Origin of the sequence: Bacillus sp. MM09(2025) (assembly GCF_050496725.1) — a bacterium.
In the GTDB taxonomy this organism is placed as follows: domain Bacteria; phylum Bacillota; class Bacilli; order Bacillales; family Bacillaceae; genus Bacillus; species Bacillus pumilus.
On the sequence record NZ_JBNWEN010000004.1, the window covers coordinates 313,155 to 335,938 of the forward strand.

The 22,784-nt window shown below is 41.4% G+C and carries 22 protein-coding genes and 1 other annotated feature; of the genes, 6 read left to right on the forward strand and 16 right to left on the reverse strand.

Going from position 1 to position 22,784, the window contains the following annotated elements:
• Window positions 1–54: 54 nt before the first annotated feature.
• Entirely contained in the window at window positions 55–579 is a 525-nt protein-coding gene (locus tag ACQYAC_RS07815; RefSeq protein WP_429943060.1) for a CbrC family protein, read from the forward strand.
• 44 nt (window positions 580–623) lie between these two features.
• Here ACQYAC_RS07815 and ACQYAC_RS07820 read toward each other — a convergent pair whose 3' ends face one another.
• The 7 genes from ACQYAC_RS07820 to ACQYAC_RS07850 form a co-directional block, all read right to left on the reverse strand.
• Window positions 624–806 (reverse strand): sporulation protein Cse60, encoded by a 183-nt coding sequence (locus tag ACQYAC_RS07820; protein WP_003217582.1) that lies wholly within the window; start codon window positions 804–806, stop codon window positions 624–626.
• Window positions 807–907: 101 nt separating this feature from the next.
• On the reverse strand, window positions 908–1,219 hold the full coding sequence (locus ACQYAC_RS07825) for a rhodanese-like domain-containing protein (protein ID WP_253622323.1): 312 nt from the start codon (window positions 1,217–1,219) through the stop codon (window positions 908–910).
• Window positions 1,220–1,273: 54 nt separating this feature from the next.
• Window positions 1,274–1,957: a YesL family protein gene (locus ACQYAC_RS07830; protein ID WP_429943061.1), complete on the reverse strand. Its 684-nt coding sequence runs from the start codon at window positions 1,955–1,957 to the stop codon at window positions 1,274–1,276.
• Between the two features lie 21 nt (window positions 1,958–1,978).
• Window positions 1,979–3,271, reverse strand: a complete 1,293-nt coding sequence (locus tag ACQYAC_RS07835) for a Gfo/Idh/MocA family protein (protein ID WP_429943062.1) — start codon at window positions 3,269–3,271, stop codon at window positions 1,979–1,981.
• Between the two features lie 17 nt (window positions 3,272–3,288).
• Window positions 3,289–3,813, reverse strand: a complete 525-nt coding sequence (locus ACQYAC_RS07840) for a lipoprotein YteS (protein ID WP_169056715.1) — start codon at window positions 3,811–3,813, stop codon at window positions 3,289–3,291.
• A complete protein-coding gene (locus tag ACQYAC_RS07845; protein ID WP_429943063.1) occupies window positions 3,810–4,922 on the reverse strand; it encodes a glycoside hydrolase family 88/105 protein in 1,113 nt (370 codons plus the stop codon). The genes ACQYAC_RS07840 and ACQYAC_RS07845 overlap by 4 nt, the downstream gene beginning before the upstream one ends.
• A 17-nt stretch (window positions 4,923–4,939) precedes the next feature.
• A complete protein-coding gene (locus tag ACQYAC_RS07850) occupies window positions 4,940–5,905 on the reverse strand; it encodes an ABC transporter permease (protein WP_058015018.1) in 966 nt (321 codons plus the stop codon).
• Between the two features lie 231 nt (window positions 5,906–6,136).
• Here ACQYAC_RS07850 and ACQYAC_RS07855 point away from each other — a divergent pair, with 231 nt between their 5' ends.
• Entirely contained in the window at window positions 6,137–8,437 is a 2,301-nt protein-coding gene (locus ACQYAC_RS07855) for a helix-turn-helix domain-containing protein (RefSeq protein WP_429943064.1), read from the forward strand.
• A 37-nt stretch (window positions 8,438–8,474) separates the two neighbouring features.
• On the opposite strand, the gene ACQYAC_RS07860 is transcribed toward ACQYAC_RS07855, so the two are convergent.
• Window positions 8,475–8,846 (reverse strand): winged helix-turn-helix transcriptional regulator, encoded by a 372-nt coding sequence (locus ACQYAC_RS07860; RefSeq protein ID WP_429943065.1) that lies wholly within the window; start codon window positions 8,844–8,846, stop codon window positions 8,475–8,477.
• Window positions 8,847–9,001: 155 nt separating this feature from the next.
• Between ACQYAC_RS07860 and ACQYAC_RS07865 the strand changes: the two genes are divergently transcribed.
• On the forward strand, window positions 9,002–10,189 hold the full coding sequence (locus tag ACQYAC_RS07865; RefSeq protein ID WP_429943066.1) for an MFS transporter: 1,188 nt from the start codon (window positions 9,002–9,004) through the stop codon (window positions 10,187–10,189).
• Between the two features lie 9 nt (window positions 10,190–10,198).
• Complete coding sequence (locus ACQYAC_RS07870) at window positions 10,199–11,041, forward strand: aldo/keto reductase (protein WP_429943941.1); 843 nt, start codon at window positions 10,199–10,201, stop codon at window positions 11,039–11,041.
• 45 nt (window positions 11,042–11,086) lie between these two features.
• On the opposite strand, the gene ACQYAC_RS07875 is transcribed toward ACQYAC_RS07870, so the two are convergent.
• From ACQYAC_RS07875 to ACQYAC_RS07900, 6 genes are all read right to left on the reverse strand, one after another.
• Window positions 11,087–12,583: an extracellular solute-binding protein gene (locus tag ACQYAC_RS07875; RefSeq protein ID WP_106035207.1), complete on the reverse strand. Its 1,497-nt coding sequence runs from the start codon at window positions 12,581–12,583 to the stop codon at window positions 11,087–11,089.
• Window positions 12,584–12,608: 25 nt separating this feature from the next.
• Window positions 12,609–13,469 carry a carbohydrate ABC transporter permease gene (locus ACQYAC_RS07880; protein WP_095117953.1) on the reverse strand — a complete coding sequence of 287 codons (861 nt, stop codon included), beginning with the start codon at window positions 13,467–13,469 and terminating at the stop codon, window positions 12,609–12,611.
• Between the two features lie 219 nt (window positions 13,470–13,688).
• The gene (locus ACQYAC_RS07885) at window positions 13,689–14,441 is read right to left on the reverse strand and encodes an NAD-dependent epimerase/dehydratase family protein (RefSeq protein ID WP_429943067.1); all 753 of its coding nucleotides are present in this window, start codon (window positions 14,439–14,441) and stop codon (window positions 13,689–13,691) included.
• 46 nt (window positions 14,442–14,487) lie between these two features.
• Window positions 14,488–15,390, reverse strand: coding sequence for a dienelactone hydrolase family protein (locus ACQYAC_RS07890; protein ID WP_429943068.1), 903 nt, complete (start codon window positions 15,388–15,390; stop codon window positions 14,488–14,490).
• A 130-nt stretch (window positions 15,391–15,520) separates the two neighbouring features.
• Entirely contained in the window at window positions 15,521–17,935 is a 2,415-nt protein-coding gene (leuS, locus tag ACQYAC_RS07895; protein WP_429943069.1) for a leucine--tRNA ligase, read from the reverse strand.
• Window positions 17,936–18,032: 97 nt separating this feature from the next.
• Window positions 18,033–18,254: a binding site (T-box leader), on the reverse strand.
• Between the two features lie 103 nt (window positions 18,255–18,357).
• Complete coding sequence (locus tag ACQYAC_RS07900) at window positions 18,358–18,687, reverse strand: DUF4257 domain-containing protein (protein ID WP_223250657.1); 330 nt, start codon at window positions 18,685–18,687, stop codon at window positions 18,358–18,360.
• 425 nt (window positions 18,688–19,112) lie between these two features.
• Here ACQYAC_RS07900 and ACQYAC_RS07905 point away from each other — a divergent pair, with 425 nt between their 5' ends.
• Complete coding sequence (locus tag ACQYAC_RS07905) at window positions 19,113–19,916, forward strand: PAS domain-containing protein (protein ID WP_058015010.1); 804 nt, start codon at window positions 19,113–19,115, stop codon at window positions 19,914–19,916.
• A gap of 87 nt (window positions 19,917–20,003) precedes the next feature.
• Entirely contained in the window at window positions 20,004–20,705 is a 702-nt protein-coding gene (locus ACQYAC_RS07910; protein WP_429943070.1) for a hypothetical protein, read from the forward strand.
• A gap of 63 nt (window positions 20,706–20,768) precedes the next feature.
• Here the strand turns inward: ACQYAC_RS07910 and ACQYAC_RS07915 are convergent, their stop codons facing one another.
• Together ACQYAC_RS07915 and ACQYAC_RS07920 are read right to left on the reverse strand one after the other, a co-directional pair.
• On the reverse strand, window positions 20,769–22,079 hold the full coding sequence (locus ACQYAC_RS07915; protein WP_339163559.1) for an ABC transporter permease: 1,311 nt from the start codon (window positions 22,077–22,079) through the stop codon (window positions 20,769–20,771).
• Window positions 22,069–22,767, reverse strand: coding sequence for an ABC transporter ATP-binding protein (locus ACQYAC_RS07920; RefSeq protein WP_095409340.1), 699 nt, complete (start codon window positions 22,765–22,767; stop codon window positions 22,069–22,071). The genes ACQYAC_RS07915 and ACQYAC_RS07920 overlap by 11 nt, the downstream gene beginning before the upstream one ends.
• Window positions 22,768–22,784 lie beyond the last annotated feature (17 nt).

The following is a 22,784-nucleotide window of genomic DNA, read 5'->3' on the forward strand; positions in this document are numbered from 1 at the left end:
TTCCACAGTCCTTTAAAATAATAGGATAAAATGATTCACAACATGGAGGTTTATATGACGCTGCCTACATTCAAGTACAACCCAGATCCAGTTTCGTTAAACGTAATCAAAAAAGAGCCTACGACATGTCCTGTTTGTAAAAAAGAAAGAGAATATGTGTATCATGGTCCATTTTATTCTGTTGAAGATGTGAAAGGAATTTGCCCTTGGTGCATTAAAGATGGTTCAGCCGCTAAGAAATACGATGGCATGTTTCAAGACGATGCAAGCTGTGACGACGTTGAGCAAGAGGAATATATAGATGAACTGATCTATAGAACACCAGGTTATCGCGGCTGGCAGCAGGAATATTGGTTAAGCCATTGCGGAGATTGTTGCGCGATCGTCCAGTATGTCGGATGGAAAGAGATAGAACATTTAGAGGAAGAACTCACAGAAGATATTGAAGACATTTGCAGCGGCGGAGGATTAACAAAAGAGAATTTAAAACAATGGCTCGTCAACGGCGGAGATCTGCAAGGCTACCTCTTTCAATGTGTTCACTGCAACAAGCATCGTTTATATATTGACGCTAGTTAAACAAAGTAAAAGGACCCTTCAAACAGGTCCTTTTTTGTGGCCATCTATTTTTTATATAAAATGAGGGCAGAAAAACAGTAGAGCTGTTCTCCTCCTTGCTCACAGATCACCGCTACATTGTACTTGATGTCAATGATTTGGTCGTCATCCATTCCTTTTAAAAAAAGATTGATTTCACTCTGCAAATCTTTTTCGTGCTCTTCATCAAATACAGCTACCTTTAGCACATATGCCACTCTCCCTTCTCTCGCTACTCTATTTTTATGCACATTAGGGCGGGCATATGAACAAAAAAAGCCTTTCATCTGTGAGATGAAAGGACTTCTATTTACAGCTTCGGTTTTGTTTCTCCTGACCAAGCAAGCATTCCGCCAACGACATTGGTCGCTTGATAGCCTTGGTCTTCTAGGAAATAGCAGACATTTTCACTACGTTTACCAGAGCGGCAAATAATATAATACTCCTGCGTTTGATCGAATGCATCCAGTTTCTCCGGGATATCTCCCATTCGAATATGGACCGCTTCTGGAATCATTCCTTCTGCTACTTCCTCGTCCTCACGCACATCAACAAGCTGAATCGCTTCTTCTTGTTCTAGCTTTTGTTTTAATTCTTCTATTGAGATTTCTTTTACTGACACGGCGCTCATCTCTCCTTTTAATCACGGTGACACCATTATAGCAAATGAACCGCATCACTGTGTATTCACCCGCTTCGATTGAAGGAAAGACGGCAGGCTTTTCTTCACTTCGGCAGTCTGCTGCTCACTTTCAAACTCTACTTTTTTGAATACTTGATAGGCCAGCCACATATGGCCATAGGCGAGTATACTCACACTAAAGAACGGCACAATTCCCGGCAAATAAGCAAAGAGAACAAACAGCAGAGCCGAGAAAACGAGCATACAGAGTGTATATTGCAAATATGAGATACCGAGCAAAAGAGAGAATTTCAGATAGAGACGTTTTTTCCAATCATAATGAGCCAGCAGCGGAAAAATATAAAACAAGCTCACAACAAAGAGAAAACCAAAGATATAAATGGCAAAACGAAGCACATGCAAAAACCAGCTCGTTGGATAAATAAACGCAAGGTCTACATATATAATCGTCCCTATGATCAGTAGCGCCACTCCAATCAAGTTAGAGCGTACAAACTCCTCACGGTACACCTTCCAAAAAGTCCGGAAAACGCTCATTTGCTCATGCCCTTGTATCCACTTTCTCATCACCGAAAATAACGCAGTGGTCGCAGGCATCAATCCAAAGATCCCAAGCCCCAGCATGGTGAACAGCAGCCATAGCAAATTCGTATAGGCGAGTCTCATCACCCACTCACACATTCGCAGCATTCTGCTCATTGAACCATCATGATCCATCTCTTTCCCCTCCTCTCTTTCTTATGACACCGTCTCTTTATGAAGCAACTCTTCTATGTCAATTGGACGCTTCTCTGCAACAGACCGCCACATGCCTTCCCCAAGTGCAATTGAATAAGCACCAGCCTCTGCTCCTGCCGAAATATCATAGTGAATTAAAGGATCTTTCCCGATAAATAAATCGGCCAAAAGCAGAGGATCTCCGCCGCCATGTCCTCCTGGCTGCTTCACGACTTCAATTGTCTCTTTTGCCCCAAACATCGGATAATAAGAAATCGTCTGTTCTGGGAATTGAAAAGGAATTCTGGATGGCACATGAAACTCATTTGTTTCAATACGCCCCTTCGTCCCATTAATAGCAAGCCGGTATCCTTCGTAGGGTGCTGAGAATTGAATCGAGTAACTGAAGAGGGCCCCTTGGTCATATGCCACTGATGCCACATATGTATCCTCAATGTTAATTTCCTCATCAAAAATACAGGCGTCTGGGCGGTAATTAGCGTATTGCTGCGTTTGACTCTGACCCGATTCGATATGATCGTCCTCGACCTTTGAGCTTACTACTCTCGGATTCCACCTTGCTTCATAATGACATGTATCCTTCACATGACATGTTCCGCAATACCTGTTTTCTTCTCCCTGCAAAGGATTCCAAGGACTTTTATCTCCGTAATAATTCAGCGCCCCATAGGCAAATACTTGCTTCGGCTTTTGATTGATCCACCAATTGACCAAATCAAAATGATGCGTCGATTTATGAATGGATAGTCCGCCAGAGAATTGCCGCGTGCGGTTCCATCTTTTGAAATAACTAGCGCCATGATACGTATCAATGAGCCAGCTCAATTCAACAGATGTGACCCTTCCAATCTTTCCTTCTAAAATGAGTTCTTTGATCTTTCGATGAAATGGATTGTAGCGATAATTGAAAGTGACTGTGACCTTTCCATTACTTTCCTTTTCTTTTTCCATTACTTTTTTGGCGTCTTTTGCTGTTGTAACCATCGGCTTTTCAGTGATGACATCGAGGTCATGGTCAAGTGCTTGCAAAATATAGGTGACATGTGTGTCATCCCTGCCTGCCACAATGACGATATCTGGCTTTGCTTCCTTCACCATTTGATCAAATGCCTCTTCATGAAAAAACGAGACGCCCCGCAGTGATGGAAAACGCTCCTGACAAAGTGTATACCGATGATGATCTATATCTAAAAGCCCTGTAATCCTGTATTGCTCATTGAAATCCTCTGTGAGCGGTTTAATAAACATATTGAACGCACGCTGACTGAGTCCGCAAATTACGACCCGTTTCACAGTCCCCACCTCTATTTCTATCGATTTTCACGAAGCTGTTTCATGAGAGACAGCGCCTCTTTGGACTTGTCTGCATACACGGGAATAAAAGCGACCATATCTCGATGTAAACGAAAGGTATAGCCGTTTAGCTTTTTCGTGCCTTTATGAACTTGAACCGCATAATCGACCGTGTTCCCTGTCCTTTGATCCTCGGTCGTATATGGCCCTGCCGCTTGATCATCTATGCCCATCTCTTCAAGCAATTGAAAGCTTTCAGGATCATCATACGTTCGAAACATTTCTTCCGGGACAAGCATGATGTCCCCCTCTTTTGCGGTAATTTCAACAAGAAGTTTTTCAGGAATCGCCGGAAAGATGTGGACGCTATACGTTTCTTGTTCCGTTTGAAAAGCCTTCTCGACTAATTGATCCTTCATCCCCTTTGACATATCAGAAAAAATCAGAACATCGATACCGTTTGTTTTCCCATGACAGGCTGACAAACAAAAGGCAGCGATGAAGCTGATCAACCATGCCGCAGCCCTTTTTTGCCTCTTCATGCCTTTTGAAAAACAGGCAGCTTCTCTAGCTCAGTTAACGCCAAAATAAAAGCGCCTGCCCCGTGCAAGTCATTTGTGCTTCTTTCTCTACCGACGTAGTAATCATAAAATCCAGCGGATGTTCCGATACATATATCATTGATGGTAAAATCACCGTTTTCTGTCACAGCCGTCTTATGCTGAATTAAGCCTTGGTAAGCTTTCACCACATAATCTGTGTAGCGGGGGCTGACATACCCTTCGTTCATGGCTTTTGCCATGGCGTACATGAATAAACACGATCCAGAGCTTTCAAGCCAATTGTCGCTATGAGTCCCTTTATCAATGATTTGATGCCAGAGACCTGTGTCTTGATCCTGGTACCTAGCTACACTCTCCAGCATGTCTGTCAGCGTTTCCTTCCACACCTTTCGCCCCTCATGCTGCTTTGGCAGATCCTCGATCATGTCTGCTAATGCAAGGACATACCAGCCGAATGATCTTGCCCAAAACTCGGGAGAACAGCCTGTCTTTTGATCAGCCCATGGCATCACTTTTCGTTCGTCCCACGCGTGATAATACAAGCCTGTTTTTTCATCTTTTGTATGCTTTCTCATGAGATGCTCTTGCTGGATCACCATATCCACCAGTTCCTCTTCACCTTTCAGCTTTGCATACTTTAAAGCAAAAGGTCCTCCCATGTAGAGACCATCCAGCCACATTTGATAAGCATAATTGTCTTTATGCCAAAATCCGCCCTCAGATGTGCGATTCAATGTGCGATAAAGCCCGCGGAGCTTCTCTGCTGCCAGCACATACCGCTTCTCTCCTGTTCGTTCATAAAGAGGGAATAAAATGAGTCCTGCTTGGATCGCATCAAGCTCATCTCTTCGAAATAACAGGTTTCCATACTCATCAATGAGCGAATCTGCGTAGCTTTTCACATAATTGAAATACGTCTCGTTCCCTGTTGACTCATATAGCTTCATCACACCGCAAAGAAAAACGCCTTGATGATAATGCCATCTTCCAGCTGGAGGCAGCTCAATCGGTGTATGCGCTTTCATAATTGTTTGTGCTAATTTCTCTGCATGCTCAAGTGGTGATCCCTTTTTAGTCGATAATGTCATTTTTCTTCATCTCCTTTTTAGTAAATACCTTCTTCCCCAAATTTCTTCGCTAAACGGTTCGCCAGCATGACCAAAATGAGTCCAACCGCTGCTTTAAATAAACCAACAGCTGTACTATAGCTGAATTGCCCTTGCTTAAGACCAGCTGTATAAACATACGTATCAAAGATTTCTGCTACTTCCCGGTTCGTTGCATTGAGTAATAAATAGACATGCTCAAAGCCAAGCTCTAATGTGTCACCTATTTTCAAAATAAGCAGAACGACAATCACACTTTTAATGGCAGGAAGCGTGATGTGCCACATTTGTCTCAGTCTACCGGCTCCATCCATTTTCGCTGCTTCATATAGCTGCGGATCTACCGCTGTAATCGCCGCTAGGTAAATGATCGTCGACCACCCTGCTTCCCGCCAGATCACTTGTAAAATGTACATTGGCCTGAACCATTCCTGACTAAGAAGGAAGTTAATCTTTTCCCCTCCAAAGAAAGCAATTAATTCATTGATTAACCCGCCATCTACTGTTAACAAAACAAAGGATAAGGACACGACAATCACCCATGACATGAAGTGAGGAATGTATATCATCGTCTGCACAAATTTCTTAAACAATGCCAATCTGACCTCGTTTAAAAGCAGGGCCAATAAGATCGGAATTGGAAAGAAAATCACAACATTCATGGCAAATAAAATCAGTGTATTTTTTAATAAGATGAAAAATGTTGGTTCTGTAAACAATCGAATAAAGTGTTTGAAGCCAACCCACTCACTGCCGAGAATACCGAGAAACGGCTGGTAATCTTGAAAGGCAATGATCAGCCCCCACATCGGCACATATTTAAAGACAAGAAAATAAATGAGCCCTGGCAAAATCATGAGATACAAAAACTTTTGACTAAGCATTTGGTTAAGTAAGCGCTTTCTTCTTTCTTTTTTCAAAGCTGCCGCAGGCACACCCTTGGCAGTGACATCCTCTGTTTTCATAGATAAAGCCTCCCCTCATGCTGATGCATGTGTTAACTGTATCTTAAGGATGAAAAATCCGTCTACAATCATATCATCAGATCATATTTACTTAGGGGAAGCTACTCAAAACGTTACATAAAACATGAGAAAATGATCCTAATCTCAGAAAATGATTATTGACAAACCTACCAAATTTTTGGATTAATAAATAAAGAGGAAAAGATTGTTCCGTTTGAAATGGGGGGTTTTATGAAAAGAAGGCAATATAAATTTTATTACAAGCTCGTCACGTTTTTTTTCATGCTTAGTACGATTCCTGTCATCATTGTCGGTATTTTTTCTTATCAGCATTCACAAAAAACAGCACTCGAAAATATCTCAAATGAAAAGCTGGACAGCGTTAAACAAACGCAATCCAATATTGAGCATATTTTAAAGACTGTTGATCATTCTCTCACTCACTATGTCAGTTCGCCGCCTCTCCTTCAAACACTGGCAGAACCTTTAAATCCAGACCAATTCCAGCTTTATAATCAAGTACAGCAGGAGCTGAACTACCTGCAAACCTTTGACACCGATCTGTCCAATATTACACTCGTCAGTAAAATGGAAGACTGGTACATGAACAATTCGGGGCTTTATCATGTCTCAAGCGGAGACCAAGAGAAAGCGCTCACCTTTTACCTCAATATTCCGAGTCATTCCAGCTGGGCACTTGAAGAGAATAATCCACTTGTTGCGACAAAAGAAGGAAAGGCCTCCTTTTGCAAATACAATGTGAACTTAATCAAACAACTCCCTATGAACAGTGTCCAGAAAAAAGGGATCGCTGTCGCCAGCATTCCGAGCTGTACGATTGCTGACAATATGCCGGACTTCTCTCAATCTGACAGTATGTTTGTCATTGATACTAACGGAAAAGTGCTGTTACATAACCGCAAAGAACAAATTGGTGAATCCTTGAAAAATCAAGAGTTCGTCAAGCATGTCCTATCACGTGAAGAACGATCAGGTCAATTTAACATGAAGATCGAGGAACTAAACTATCAAATTACGTTTCAAAAATCAGACTATAACGAATGGACGTACCTATCCTTTGTTTCTATTCCAGAACTTAAGGCACAAACGAAATCAATTGGGTGGATCACCTTTATTATCTGCTTTATTTTGTTAGCGCTTTCATTGATGTTTTCATGGTTTGGGTCCAGACACTTTTATAAACCAATCCGCTTGTTATACGAGTCCTTTGCACGCAATGAATCCTTTTTGCAAAAGCAGCCTTTTCAAAATGAATTTGAGTTGATTGAGTCGAGTATTAAACAAATGAAGGATCAAAACAATGATTTAGAGGAACGTATTGAGCAGCAAGTCACGCACCTCCAGCAATACTTTATGGTGCGGCTATTGCTCGGAAAGCTGACAGAAGAAGAGATTAACAACCGGTTCCAAAGTTTAGGATTCCCTCAAGGCTGGTCTCACTTATCCATGCTTGTGACCCAAATTGATACGCTAAAAGGAACACCTTATGAAAAAAAGGATGCTGACTTACTTTTATTTGCGATCAATGGACTCATTGAGCAGATTATTCCGCAAGAGGAGCGTCTGCAGCCAACAGTTGTCAATCAGCATCAAACGACGATTATCCTCAATCACTCAAAGTCAGATGAAGAGTTTACTGAATATTTAAACCAATTAGCAGAAACGATTCAGCTGCGTATCGAGGAAGAGCTTGGTTTATCGATCAGCATCGGGATCAGCCGCCAGTTTCAGGAGCTTACGATGGCAAAACAGGCTTACATTGAAGGAAAAGAGGCCTTAAAATACAGGCTCAAAGCAGAGAAAAAGTCCATTATCTTATATGAACATATCCAGCAAGGAAAAACGTTTAAAACCCATTTTCCAAAGCAGCTGCAGCATGATTTATTTGATGCAATGAAAGCAGGTGATCAAGGGAAGGCAGATCACTATTTACATGTGCTCCTGCAATCCATTTTCTCTAAAAATGCAGGACCGCACGAGTACCATATCGCCCTCGCCCGTTTTTTAAACAATTTGATTGAGCTGATGCATTTGCTTGGCATTGAATTATTTGAGGTCGAAGACAATAAAATGCTGTATGATACGATTTTTGAATTTAAAACATTTGAAGATACCGAAGCATGGCTAAAACATGAGATCATTCGGCCGATTATTGACCAGCTAGGTGCACGCGAGGAATCACAATACAAAAACATCTCAGAAAAGATCATTCATATCATTCATCAAGAATTCGACTCAGATCTCACATTGGATGAAATCGCTACACGCCTGCATTACAACCCAAATTATTTAAGCAGTATCTTTAGAAAGGAAATGGATATTTCCTTCAGTGAATATCTCTCATCCTACAGACACCATGTCGCCAAAAACTGGCTCGTGGAGACCGATATGTCCGTCAAAGAAATTTCGGAAAAGCTGAAATATAAAAACCCGCAAAACTTCATTCGTTCCTTCAAAAAACTAGAAGGCACGACCCCCGGCAAATACCGCGACCAGAAAAAAGGCATATAAGACAAAAAGTCCCGCTCTCATAGGAAGCGGGACTTTTTTATTTAAATTGTTCATTTAAAATGCTGTCTTCCAGCACTGAAAGCGGCTCTCCGTACACGCGTTCAATATGATCTGCTCCCCAATCACATAGCGCATTCAGAATTCTTTCGAGCGACTGACCGTATTCACTTAATTCATATTCCACTTTAGGCGGTACTTGCTCATACACGATTCGGTTAATCACCCCATCACTTTCAAGCTCTCTCAGCTGTTGTGTAAGCATTTTTTGTGTGATGTTTGGCATGAGCCGCTTCAATTCACTTGTACGTTTTTTCCCATGTGTTAAATGACATAAAATCACGCACTTCCACTTCCCGCCAATGACCTCAAGAGTCGCTTCCACGGAGATATTATATTTTTTCTTTTCCATTAAATCCTCACTCCTCTTTATACGAATGGGCACTTTTTAGTACCTATATTACAAAAAAGTACGTACTTTTTTTTTCGTCATCTATGTTAGATAATAACTCTTGCCGATCGGCTTCGTCTATCAAAATGTCATCACAGAAGGATGTGAACTGATTCATGAAGAAAAAACAAAACCACTTTGCCCTTCTCGCACTAGCTATTAGTGCTTTTGCTATAGGAACCACTGAGTTTATTAGTGTCGGTCTTTTGCCGATGATTTCAGAGGACTTTGGAGTGAGCGTCAGTCAGGCTGGCTGGACCGTCTCTTTATATGCACTTGGGGTGACATTCGGCGCGCCTATTTTGACTTCTTTGACTTCAACGATGAAAAGGAAAACATTGCTTTTGCTCATTATGCTCGTCTTTTTGATTGGAAATACACTTGCCACGATGGCTCCGACCTTTTCAGTCCTATTAATCGGACGGGTCATTTCAGCCCTATCCCATGGAATCTTTATGTCCATCGGTTCTACAATTGCTGCAAGCCTTGTAGTGAAAGAAAAACGGGCAAGCGCGATTGCCTTTATGTTCACTGGTTTAACAGTAGCGACTGTGACAGGTGTGCCATTTGGGACATTTCTTGGTCATGAGCTCGGCTGGCGGACATCATTTGGTGTGATTGTGATCATTGGTCTAATCGCACTAATATCTAACTATTTTCTTGTTCCATCTCAATTAAAGCGAGGCGTGAAAACATCATTTAAGGATCAAGCTGTTTTATTAAAAACAAAAAGAATCTTGCTTCTATTTGTCATTACAGCAACAGGATACGGAGGAACCTTTGTCGTCTTTACGTATTTATCTCCTCTTTTACAGCATGTGACAGGCCTTGCGCCAGGGGCGGTGGCATTGATCCTGCTTTTATACGGAATCACGATCGCAGCTGGAAATGTCATTGGCGGAAAGGCTGCTAATGAGCAGCCAATGAAAGCACTCATTTACATGTTTATCATCCAAAGCATCATTTTGTTTATCCTTAGCTTGACTGCTGGATTCACAGTGCTAGGCATTGCAACTGTCATGCTGATGGGACTTTTTGCTTTCATGAATGTCCCTGGATTGCAAGTAGCTGTCGTTGACTTTGCAGAAAGATACACACCAGGAGCAGTCGACGTCGCTTCCGCTATGAATATTGCTGCCTTTAATGCTGGTATCGCCATCGGCTCATTTTTAGGCGGCATCGTGACAGATACCCTTGGGCTTGTGCATACAGGCTGGGTCGGCGGTATCATGGTCCTTATCGCAGCCATTCTCACAATGATTAGTTTTCGAATCGAACAACAAGAACAAAATCAAACCATCTAAGGAGTGTTCATTATGAATCATTTACAAAGTACAAAAACATTAAACAATGGAGTCCACATGCCCGGATTTGGTCTTGGGGTATTCAAGGTTGAAGACGGCGCAGAATTAATAGACGCCGTCAAAACAGCCATTCAAATAGGCTATCGCAGTATTGATACAGCGGCTATTTATGGCAATGAGGAAGGGGTTGGGCGCGGCATACAACTTGGTCTTGCAGAAACAGGACTGCGCCGCGAAGACCTCTTTGTGACATCAAAAGTGTGGAATGCCGATTTAGGATATGAATCCACTCTAAAAGCATATGAGGAAAGTTTGAAAAAACTTCAGCTTGACTACCTTGATCTATATTTAATCCATTGGCCGGTTGAGGGCAAATATAAAGACGCTTGGCGTGCGCTGGAAACCTTGTATCGAGAAGGAAAGGTTAGAGCCATTGGTGTGAGCAACTTCCAGCCGCATCATCTAGACGAACTATTAAAAGATGCAGACATCATACCAGCTATCAATCAAGTGGAGTTTCACCCAAAGCTTACGCAGGAAACTCTCTATACGTATTTGAACTCTCGCGGCATTCAAGTGGAAGCTTGGTCACCGCTCATGCAGGGTGAACTGCTGCATCATCCGGTGATCAAAGAACTCTCGGACACATACGGCAAAACACCTGCTCAAATTATTTTGCGCTGGGATGTGCAAAAAGGCGTTATCACCATTCCAAAATCAACGAAAGCGCATCGTTTAAAAGAAAATGCAGACATATTTGATTTTGCCTTATCTGATGTGGATATGAAACGCCTGTCTGATTTAAATGAAAACAAACGTATCGGACCAGACCCAGACAACTTTGACTTTTAATGAAAACACCCCCGCTTTTTAACTGTGCGGGGGTGTTTATGTTGATTATTTTGATTTTTTAAAGGAAGCTTCATATTCTTCAATGATTTTATTGCCACCATTTGATTTCCACTTCTCTACATCTTTCTTAAATTGATCTTCACTGATGTCTCCAAGAATGAACTTATAGGTCGCATCATCGATGATTTTTTTCAATTCATTTCCTCGTTCTGAGGCTGTTTCTGAATACAGGCTTTCAGCAGGGTTGGCGACGATGATCTTTTGATTGTCTTCTTCCAGCTCTTCATATTTTGTACGAACCGCATCCCCTTTATTTTTCAAGTACCGTTTATCAATGCCTACTAGACTGACGAGCGGCTGTACATCTGTCTGCCAGCTTTTCACTTGGCTTTCTTCCCTCACAAATGTATTTCCTTCCTCTTTCTTATAATGCTCGCCATCTATACCGTACGTCATGAGACCATAGACATCTTCTTCCGCAATGCGATCAAAGAAGGCCAAAATTCGCTTTAATTCTGCCTCTGATTTCACGCTTGTTTTAGGGAATGCGAAGATGCCATTATGACCACCTGATGCCCACACCCGTTCTTTGCCATCTGGGCCTTTGATTCGGTTTAAGATATCGACTTTCATGTTTTTATCTGTCGCATCATCTCTCAAGTTCACAGCATCAACCATATTTCCAACATAGATTCCTGCTTTTCCTTGTGAGAATAATTCCTGCTGCTGTGTTTTGCTTGTTACAGGGAAGTCTTTGTTGATATAGCCATTATCACGCAGTTTCTTCATATATTTCATCGTATTCATATACTCATCTGTCATAAAGTCTGGCGTGAATTTGCCGTTTTCTTCTTTCCAGTCTGTTGGCATTCCCTCATATGAACCAAGTGTTTTAAATGCTCCATAAATCAAATCGTTCCGATCCGTAAAGCCAATTGTATCCGCTTTTCCGTTTTGATTCGGATCTTTTTCAGTAAAGGCTTTCGCTACCTCATAAAGATCATCCAACGTTTTTGGTGTATCCAAATTTAAATTTTCAAGCCAATCCTTTCGAATGACAATTCCTTGTCTTGAAAGTGGTCTCTCTCTATAAATACCATAAAGCTTACCGTCTATAGAGGCGTTTTTATTGATCAGTTCGTTCATCTTACTTAAATTTGGATAATCCTTTAAATACGGACCGACTTCCCAGAACATACCTGATCTGAATGCATTAATAGCAGACGAATTCTTAATGTCTTGAATCGTCACAATCTGCGGCAGATTCCCTGCAGCAAGGGCAGAATTTAACCGGTCTTCCTTCACAGCATCAGGCACCCACGTAATATCAAGTTCTGTATTTGTAAGCTTCTCAATCTCTTTTAAAACCGAATCTTTCGGCGGCTGCTGATGATACAAAATGGCCATCCATGTCAGTTTCACTTTTTTGTCTAAATCAACTTTTTCATCCGATGAACTTCCTTTGCTTGAACATGCGGATAAAATACCGCTTGCTGCAAATAACAGAACAAACGCAATCAGCCATAATTTCTTTCTCCCCATAAGATCCCTCCGTTGTTCCTTCTTTTTAACCTTTTACAGAACCTAGTAATGCCCCTTTGTTGAAATGCTTTTGAATAAATGGATAGACAAGCAGAACGGGTATGGTGGCTACCACAATGACAGCCATTTTAATCGTTTGGTCTGGCGGTGGTGTGGATGATCCCATATCCGACATATCCCCTTGCATTCCGCTCGAAACAATGACAATCTGCCTTAGAAGCACCTGAATCGGCCATTTCACTGAATCATTTAAATACAGGATGGCGGTCATGTACGTATTCCAATACGTCACGGCATAAAAAAGTGAAATGGTCGCAATGGCAGGCAAAGAAAGTGGCAGCACAATTTTAAAGAAAATCCCTAAATCGTTACAGCCATCCATCTTCGCTGATTCCTCAAGGCTTGCCGGAATGTTTTGAAAGAAGTTTTTCAAAATGATCAAATTGAACGCATTGATCGCAACCGGTAGAATTAGTGACCAATAGGTATCAAGCAGACCAAGAGTTTTCACCACAATAAACGTCGGAATCATCCCACCGCTAAACAGCATCGTGAAGACAACGAGAAACATCAATGTTCTCCGGCCTTTTAGCTCCTGACGAGACAGCCCATATGCCATGAGTGAGGACAAAAACATGCTGACAGCTGTTCCAACGAGTGTCACAAGAATGGACACAATAAGGCTGCGGTACACAATATCCGTTGAGAAAATATACCGATAGGCCTCTAAAGAAAACGTGGTCGGAAACAAGATAAATTTCTTCGTGATGACCTCTTCTACTGTAGCAAAAGAGGCAGCAATGACATGGATGAACGGAAGCACACATATTAATGCGAACATGAGTAGAAAAGAGTAATTAAATAAGTTGAACAATCGGTCTTTAATAGAACGATCTATGTTCATCACACCCTTTCTTTGAAAGCGTTATCATTTTATCCGAAAATGAGCTGCAGCCTGTGACGATATCGTGATTAAAATGTAACAAACGAGGGAAGAAAGCGTCTATAATCATCTTGACAGACCAACTGGATCGATCCTGTCAGTCGTGCTTTTATGCTCATGAAACAAAAGAATAAGATCATCAGCTAATGACATGATTATGCCCTATGCCTGATCATTTTCTTCAAGGATTTCCGTCGTATTCACATCGGGTATGTAGCCTAACTCCTGCTTTGTGTTTTCCATAGACCAAGGCTTTTCTTCGTTTTCTGATACGGCATAATATGTGCCAAAGGGAACGGCCGTTTCAATCGCTGCCTTTATCATCCCTGCTAGATCTTCATGTGAAAGAAGTGTTCGTTTTGTTCGATCTTTCTCGTGTAATGCCTCCATCTCATCCGTCACAACCGTTCCAATCCGTAAATTGATAACAGACATTCCCGTTTGATCATGGAACAAACGACCTAGCTGTTCAGAAGCAAATTTTAAAATGCCATAGACATTTTGAGTCGCAGGTACATCGTCTGTTGTAATATGTCTTCCTAGTAAGGAGCGTCCATCTTTTTCATAACGATCGGTCACATGATTGCTGCTTGCAAAAATGACTCTTCGAATGCCGAGTGTTGCAGCTGATCGAAACATAGAATAAGAGCTCCTCCAAAAAATATCACTCATTTTTTCAAACTCCTCACGATTCATCACATCATACGTCATCTCCATGTTTAAAAGGTGTATGATAACATCTGTATCTCGCGGAATCGCCTTATATAATTCCTGTTCATTCGTTGCATCTGCCAAAATGACTCCTTTTTCACAGCCCGTTTGATCAATGATGATGATCTCGTACTCAGAAGAGAGCTCTTTTGTTAAAATACGGCCGATCACACCGCACCCGCCAATGATCGTGATCTTTTTCATCGGTCTCCTCCTTTCTAATGACGTAGTATGTCCAAGCCTTTATAGATTACAGCCATTTTTTTAAGAATCGAGTGGCCTCGTGACGCATAGCGGCTGTTTCAAAATGACCTGCATGAAGACCAACAAGCTGATAACGTTCTTTTAATGAAGCCGCTTGATATGCTTGACTCAATCCCTTTTGAATACGTGCTACGCCTTCAGCAGGGGTGAGTGGATCAAGTTTTCCAACTAAGCTTAAATGCGGCCTTGGAAAAATCATTTCCTGAATATCAGCTGCCGTAAAGTGCTTTGCTAAGCTTGGTACATAGTAATAAAAGCCATGCCTGTCTAAATTGTTCGTTTCAATTAATGTGTGGTGATCGACCTGTGCACAAAGATCAATACACACACTGACCCTCTCATCAAGCGCAGCCGTCCACCAGGAAAGAAGCCCGCCCATTGACATTCCAAAAACAGCTAACCGGTCCGGCAGCACATCAGGTCGAGACAGTACATAATCAATGGCACACATGCTTTCATACAGCATCATGCCCCACATCACTTTCCCTGTTAAAAGCATTTCCTTAAAAATTTCACTTTCGGTTCTTCCTCTTCTCTCACCAAATCCTGCATGATCAATAGCTAGGACACTATAGCCTTTTGAGGTGAACTCTTTCGCATATGAAGGCTCTTGCAAATAATGAGCACCCTTGATGAGCTCTTCCTTTCCATCGACGTAGTTCCCGCCATGAGAGTGCTGAAACAGCACAACGGGTCTTTTTTTCACTATATCCTTCGGTTTCACAAAATAAGCGGGCACTTCCTCCACACCATGGATTGAAAGAATGAGTGTTTCGACTACATACGATTCACGATCCTCAATCTTTAACGTATATGCCTCCACGCGATGGCGTTCTGGCATTTCTCCTAATAGACTGAGCAGTTGTTCTCGTTTGCTTCCCTTTTCCATTGACATCACTCCTCCTTTTGTTGATCACCTGTTAACATACGAGATCGATGGTCCAATCACCTTGTTTTCGACAAAATTATGTCCCGGGAAATAAAGAACACCCACCGGTTCATACCGATGGGTGTCATCATTAATTTGCAACAATATTGACAAGCTTCCCAGGAACCGCAATCACTTTGCGAATGGTTTTCCCTTCAAGCTGTTCTTTTACACGTGCATCATTTTTCGCAAGCTCTTCTAACTGTTCTTTTGTCGCATCAGCAGGGACAGTTAATTTTGCTTTCACTTTTCCATTCAACTGTATGACAATTTCTACTTCATCGTCGACAAGCTTTGACTCGTCATATTGCGGCCATGCTTCATAAGAAATAGACCCTTCATGACCAAGCTTATTCCAAAGCTCTTCCGCTACATGCGGAGCAATTGGAGAAAGAAGTTTCACAAAGCCTTCTGCATATTCTTTCGGCAGTGTATCAGCCTTGTAGGCATCATTGATAAACACCATTAATTGTGAAATCCCTGTATTGAAGCGCAGACCTTCATAATGGTCTGTTACCTTCATCACGGTTTCATGATAGCTGCGTTCTAATGCGCCTCCAGTTTGCTCTGTTATTTTATCACTGATTGTGCCATCTTCGTTTGTGAATAGACGCCATACACGATCAAGGAAGCGGCGAGCACCATCAAGTCCTGTTTCAGACCAAGCGATTGATGCATCTAAAGGTCCCATGAACATTTCATAAAGGCGCAATGTATCCGCACCATGAGATTCTACGATATCATCTGGATTGACAACATTTCCTTTTGATTTACTCATTTTTTCATTATTTTCCCCAAGAATCATTCCTTGGTTGAACAATTTCATAAAAGGTTCTTTTGTCGGAACAACGCCGATATCATACAAGAACTTATGCCAGAAGCGCGCATATAGAAGATGAAGTACAGCATGTTCTGCTCCGCCAATATATACATCAACAGGGAGCCATTTCTTCAGCTTTTCAGGAGATGCAAGCTCTTCTGAGTTATGCGGGTCAATATAACGTAAGAAATACCAGCAGCTGCCTGCCCATTGCGGCATTGTATTGGTTTCACGGCGTCCTTTTTTACCTGTAACAGGATCGACAACCTCAACCCAATCTTTGATATTGGCTAAAGGTGATTCACCTGTACCACTTGGCTTAATCTCAGTCGTCTTAGGCAAAATCAATGGAAGCTCTTCCTCAGAAACAGCTGAAGACGTTCCGTCCTCCCAATGAATAATTGGAATTGGCTCACCCCAATAACGCTGGCGGCTAAATAGCCAGTCTCTTAAACGATAAGTGACTTTCTTTTCGCCTTTTTGATGTTCTTCCAGCCATGCAATGGCTTTTTCAATCGCTTCTTCTTTTCCTAATCCATCGAGGAAATCAGAGTTAATGTGTTTTCCATCACCTGTGTAAGCTTCTTTTTCAATGTCTCCGCCTTCGACAACTTCCTTGATTGGAAGATCAAATGTTTTGGCGAATTCATAGTCACGCTCATCATGGGCAGGTACCGCCATAATCGCGCCTGTTCCATAAGTAGCCAGCACGTAATCTGCAATCCAGATCGGCATCTTTTCACCATTTAATGGATTGATGGCATAAGCGCCTGTGAAAATACCCGTCTTCGTTTTTGCAAGATCCGTCCGCTCTAAGTCGCTCTTAGATTGAATGTCTTTCATATATGCTTCGACTGCTTCTTTTTGAGCAGCTGTTGTAATTTTTTCAACAAGTGCATGTTCTGGTGCAAGTACCGCATAGGTCGCACCAAACAATGTATCAGGACGCGTTGTGAATACAGTAAACTGTTCATCATGTCCTTCTACTTCGAAATGAACATGTGCACCTTCTGAACGTCCGATCCAGTTACGCTGCATGTCCTTAATGCTTTCAGGCCAATCAATATCTTCTAAATCTTCTAACAGCCTGTCCGCATATGCCGTAATCTTTAGCATCCATTGCTTCATTGGACGTCTTTCAACTGGATGCCCTCCGCGTTCACTTTTTCCATCAATGACTTCTTCATTTGCAAGGACTGTGCCAAGCGCCGGACACCAGTTCACTGGTACTTCATCGATATACGCCAATCCCTTTTCGTACAACTTCAAGAAAATCCATTGTGTCCATTTATAATAATTCGGATCAGTCGTGTTGATTTCTCGATCCCAATCATACGAGAACCCTAGTGATTGAATTTGGCGGCGGAAGTTATTGATGTTCTCTTCTGTAAAGACCGCGGGATCATTCCCTGTATCTAGTGCATACTGTTCTGCTGGAAGACCAAATGCGTCCCATCCCATTGGATGAAGAACATCATATCCCTGCATACGTTTCATGCGTGATAAAATATCCGTTGCTGTGTAGCCCTCAGGGTGCCCGACATGAAGTCCTGCTCCTGATGGGTATGGAAACATATCAAGTGCATAGAACTTTGGTTTATCTTCCGAGTCAGATGTGGCGAATGTTTTATGTGTCAGCCAATAATCCTGCCACTTCTTTTCAATTTCCCGATGCTGAAAACTCAATGTGAAAACCTCCTTTAATATGTACGGCTGTATCTGCTCAGATGACCACTGCAAGAATTCAGATTTTTCTAAAATCAACAAAAAACCCTCATCCCTGGAAAGGGACGAGAGATTTTTTGGTTCCCGCGGTACCACCCTTGTTAGCGTAACTTTCTGTTTGTACGCTCACTTAATATCTTTAACGCAGACATGCGACAGAAGCTTTAACGCAACTGCAACTCTGAGGCGAGTTCAGAAGCAGATTTGATTGACTTTCACCAGCCGTCAATTCTCTAAAGACAAATACTGCTTTCCTACTACTCCTCTTCACTGTTCTTATCGTAACCGTCATCTAAGTAGTATTTTATAGAATTATGATCATAAGTGCAAGCAGGTTTGTATACAATGGGAATGTACCCTAGATCAGGGTAAAGTAGAGGAAATTATTCGTGTGGAGATCGGTTATGACGGTTGGAGTCTGCATTCTGTGAATGCTGTTCTCTTACAAAATCAAAGCTTCGCAGAACTGCTTCTCCTCCGTAACCTGAAATAATTGATAAGATGACCAAGTGCAGACTAGAATCGGGATTTGAGGATAAGACAAGCAGTGTAGCGGCAATCATCCCAACGAGCCAATCTTCAATAAACCCTAAATAAATAAACTTTTTTGTCATTCTGGGCTTCTCTAGCCTGCCTTTTTTCTTTACGTGACCGAGAATGCCCATGACCCCTCCAATGGCGCAAGCAATAATGACTTGTTGCAGCATTTTCATCACCTTCCTAAAGCCCTTAGAATAGTAAAGCGACTTCAGGCTGTCCAGCCCCCTGTAATGCCATTCTGCTGTTCCGTCATAATCCATGTAAAAGGTCTATTCTCTCTAACGAAGAAAAAAAGCTTGTTTCTTCCATTATATGTGAATGACCCAAAACAATCTTGATGCATTGGAATCATTTTTGCCTAATCCATATTAACTATTTTTGTCATTTTATGAATTATGAGCAATTGATTCCTTCTTTTTCTAAAGAAAAGTCTCCTTACTTACTATATTCTAATGGAGGACAAACTATGATGACAAATTTAACAAAGCCATTGCAATCGTTGAAACAGAACATATGTTATGTTACGTTAGTAAGGAGTATCTTTGGTTGAAAAGACAACCATTTGATATGTCTCATAGCAGCAACAAAGGAGGGTAATATGGTCAGCTCGAACATCTTCGGCTTACAAAAACAGCTTGAACTTATAAAAAAAGCGCTAGATCATGCGCGGATCGGTGTTATCATTACAGACCCTTCTTTAGAAGATAACCCTATCGTTTATGTGAATCATGGTTTTACACACATGACTGGATACAAACCAGATGAAATTCTCGGGCGTAATTGTCGATTCCTTCAAGGGAAAGACACAGATCAAGAACAGATCGATTTAATACGTCATGGAATACAGAATAAAACACCTATTACCACACAGCTAAAAAATTATAAAAAAGACGGTACTTTTTTTTGGAATGAACTCAATATAGATCCACTATACATTGAACAAGATGATAAAACTTTTTTCATTGGCTTTCAAAAAGATATTACGAAACAGAAAGAATATGAACAGCTCCTAGAAGATTCCTTACAGGAAGTCACCTCTCTTTCGACGCCAATCGTCCCAATCAAAAATGGTGTATCTGCTCTGCCTCTCATTGGAAAACTATCTGAAGAACGCTTTGATGCCATTGTTGCGAAGTTAACTTGTATATTAGATGATTCAAAGGATGATTATTTAATTGTTGATCTTTCTGGTTTAATCGATGTTGATGATTCCGTTGCAGCACGTATTTTCAAGCTGCACCATCTTCTCAATTTAACTGGAACCGAACTGATCATCACAGGGATCAAACCGCAGCTTGCCATGAAAATGAAAGACTTGGATACAGATTTCCAGGATACAATCACTTATTTGACGGTTAAGGAAGCTATCAAAGGATTACCATTAGCTGAAAACCCTGTGTAAAACAGGGCTTTTTTAGTTAAAACACCCCCTAAAAATGGAAATATGAGGTATAATTGGTGTAATGAAAGATATAGGGGGGGCTTCTAGATGATGATGTTACTCATCATAGGTCTTTTATGTGTTTGTTTTGCCATCGGATATGCCGTCAATTTCTTATTACTCAAACACCAAAACGCGCAGATCTTTTCAAAGAAACTATTTTATCCTTTCTTAATCTTAGGTCTCATCTTTTCCATTATGTCATTACCGTTTGCTGCCACAGATGCACCGAAAGCACAAGCAGATCCATCTTCAGAACAGCTGTTAAAGGATCAAAAGCAGCTCACATCTGACATAACGCGCTTAAAAGCTGATAAAGAGGAACTTACCGCTTCTTTAGAGGACGTAACAAAGGATAAAGAAGAGCTAGCGAAAAAGCTAGAAACCATCACCTCAGAAAAAGAAACAGTCAAAAAGCAAGAAAAGACTCTTCAAGCGCTTGAAGAGAAAATAGACAAGCTTGCCTCAAGCAACGAAACGCTCAAAAAAGAGAACAAGAAAAGTAGCAGCGATACAGAGTCTTCTACCGTTCAGCGCTCCGCTCCTAAAGATGAAGGAAAAAGTACAGGCGGTCATGAATCACAGAAGGAAACAAAAAAAGAATCCGCAGCCTGTAACATCAAAGGTAGTGTCAACGGTATTTATCACACACCGAGCAGCAGATACTACTCTAGAACCAAAAATGTAACCAAAATGTTTTGCTCCGTAGAAGAAGCAGAGCGTGCAGGGTACCGGGCACCTAAGCAATAGCCATGTGTCACGAAAAAAAGAACCTCCTGTCAGCCCCATAGGGTGTCTTAGGAGGTTCTTTTATTAGATTTCTCTTCTTAATGCTGATAATACATTCGTTTTTGTTGCTTTACGTGCTGGGTTGAGCCCTGAAAGGATCGCTACCCCTGCACTAATCACTGTTGCCGTAATCACAAGGCTGAGTGGAATGTAGGAGAAGGTGATCGAGAATTGATCACTTGCCCCTCCCTCTGACATGGACGTCAAAATAGCTGGAATGATTAAATTGACAGCGAAACTAATGATATATGAGATGATAATACCGATGATCGACCCAATCACCCCAATATAAGCACTTTCCATGAGGAACATTCGCTTAATAATGGATGGATTCGCGCCAATGGCTTTCATAATCCCAATTTCTTGTGTCCTCTCTGTTACAGCCATTGTCATCGTATTGAAAATCCCGATCGCAGAAATAATGACCGCAATACATCCAACAAAAATAAGTCCAATTTTGAAGACTGTAAAGAACATATCCATTCCTTCGAGCTGATTCGTCACAGAGATGACTTGGTATCCCTCATCTGTCAGCTTATTCGTAAGCGCACCAACATTGTCGAATTTATCTGCATAGACAGAGGTCATTTTCTCGACATTTCCTGCTTCAGGAGATAGATCGAGTATTTGACCAAATTCTTTTTCATACGCATTCGGAATGAGAATTTTATGATCCTCTTGCCACTCCAGATTTGGCTTTTTCATGACACCTACTACACGGAAATCAAATGTTTTTTCTTTGACAACTTCATTTTCTTCATTTAATTTTGGCACTTTGATTTGGATCACTTTATTTAAAATATCCTTCGTGTAGCCTTTAGGCTCTTTTGGCATTTCTTCACCATTTGATGTCTGATTTAATTCTTTTTCATAGGCTTCGCGTTCTTTTTTTGTCCACAGTTGTTCAGCCATATGATACCCGACCACAATTTCGTTCGCTGATGTTGGGACTTTACCTCGGTCTAGCTCAAGCCCTGCTTCTTTTTCTTCTTTCATATCGGTCAAAGCAACCTGCGTTTCACCTGAGCGGTCATCGAGCTCGATCTTTACCGATGGAGTGAGCGCCGTTCTTGAAACGACAGATTTCACATGATCATATTTCTTTAAATCATCTGTATTGACGTCACCTTTTTCCTTGCCTAACACTTTCACTTCTGTGATGATTTGCTGTTTCATGATTTCATCTTGCGCTGATTTTTGCAGACCAAAACCGACAGATGCTAAAACGATTAAGAAAGAGCATGCCATTGTCGTCGCAAGAATGGTCATAAACACACGCAATCTATTTTTCTTCATATTTCTTCTAATGAATTTGACCTGATCTCTAAATTTCAATGGATTGTTCCCCTTTCTTTAATACACCATCATGGAGCTGGAACGTAGTATCTGCGATGGAGGCAACTTCATCGTCATGTGTAATGATGACAAATGTGATTCCTTTTTCACGATTGAGCTGCTGGATAAAGGCTAAGATTTCTCCTTCGGTTTCTGAATCTAAACTGCCTGTTGGTTCATCCGCTAAAATAATAGATGGATTTAAAATCAAGGCTCTTGCAATACTCACACGCTGCTGCTGCCCGCCCGACAACTCATTCGGATAATGCCCTGCATGATGTTCTAGACCTACTCGTTTCAGCATTTCTTTTACTTTCGCCTTTCGTTCAGACGGCTTTACACCTTTTAAAGTGAGCGGAAGTTCAACATTTTCATACGTCGTTAAGCTCCCGATCAATTGAAAGCTTTGAAAGATAAAACCAAAGTGATCTAAGCGAAAATCAGCCCATTCTTTTTCATTAAATCCAGTCACATCGGTACCATCAATGACAATTTGTCCGCTCGTTGGCGTAATATATCCTGAAATTAAGTTCAATAGGGTAGATTTCCCCGAGCCACTTCGCCCCACTATACAAGCAATGTCGCCTCTTTTGATAGACAGGTCTATCCCTTTCAGCACAGGAATCTCATTCTCTCTGCCCTTTTTACCAATTTTAAACACATGATCTAACGCTTGAATCTGAATCATCTCTACTCCCCTGCTCT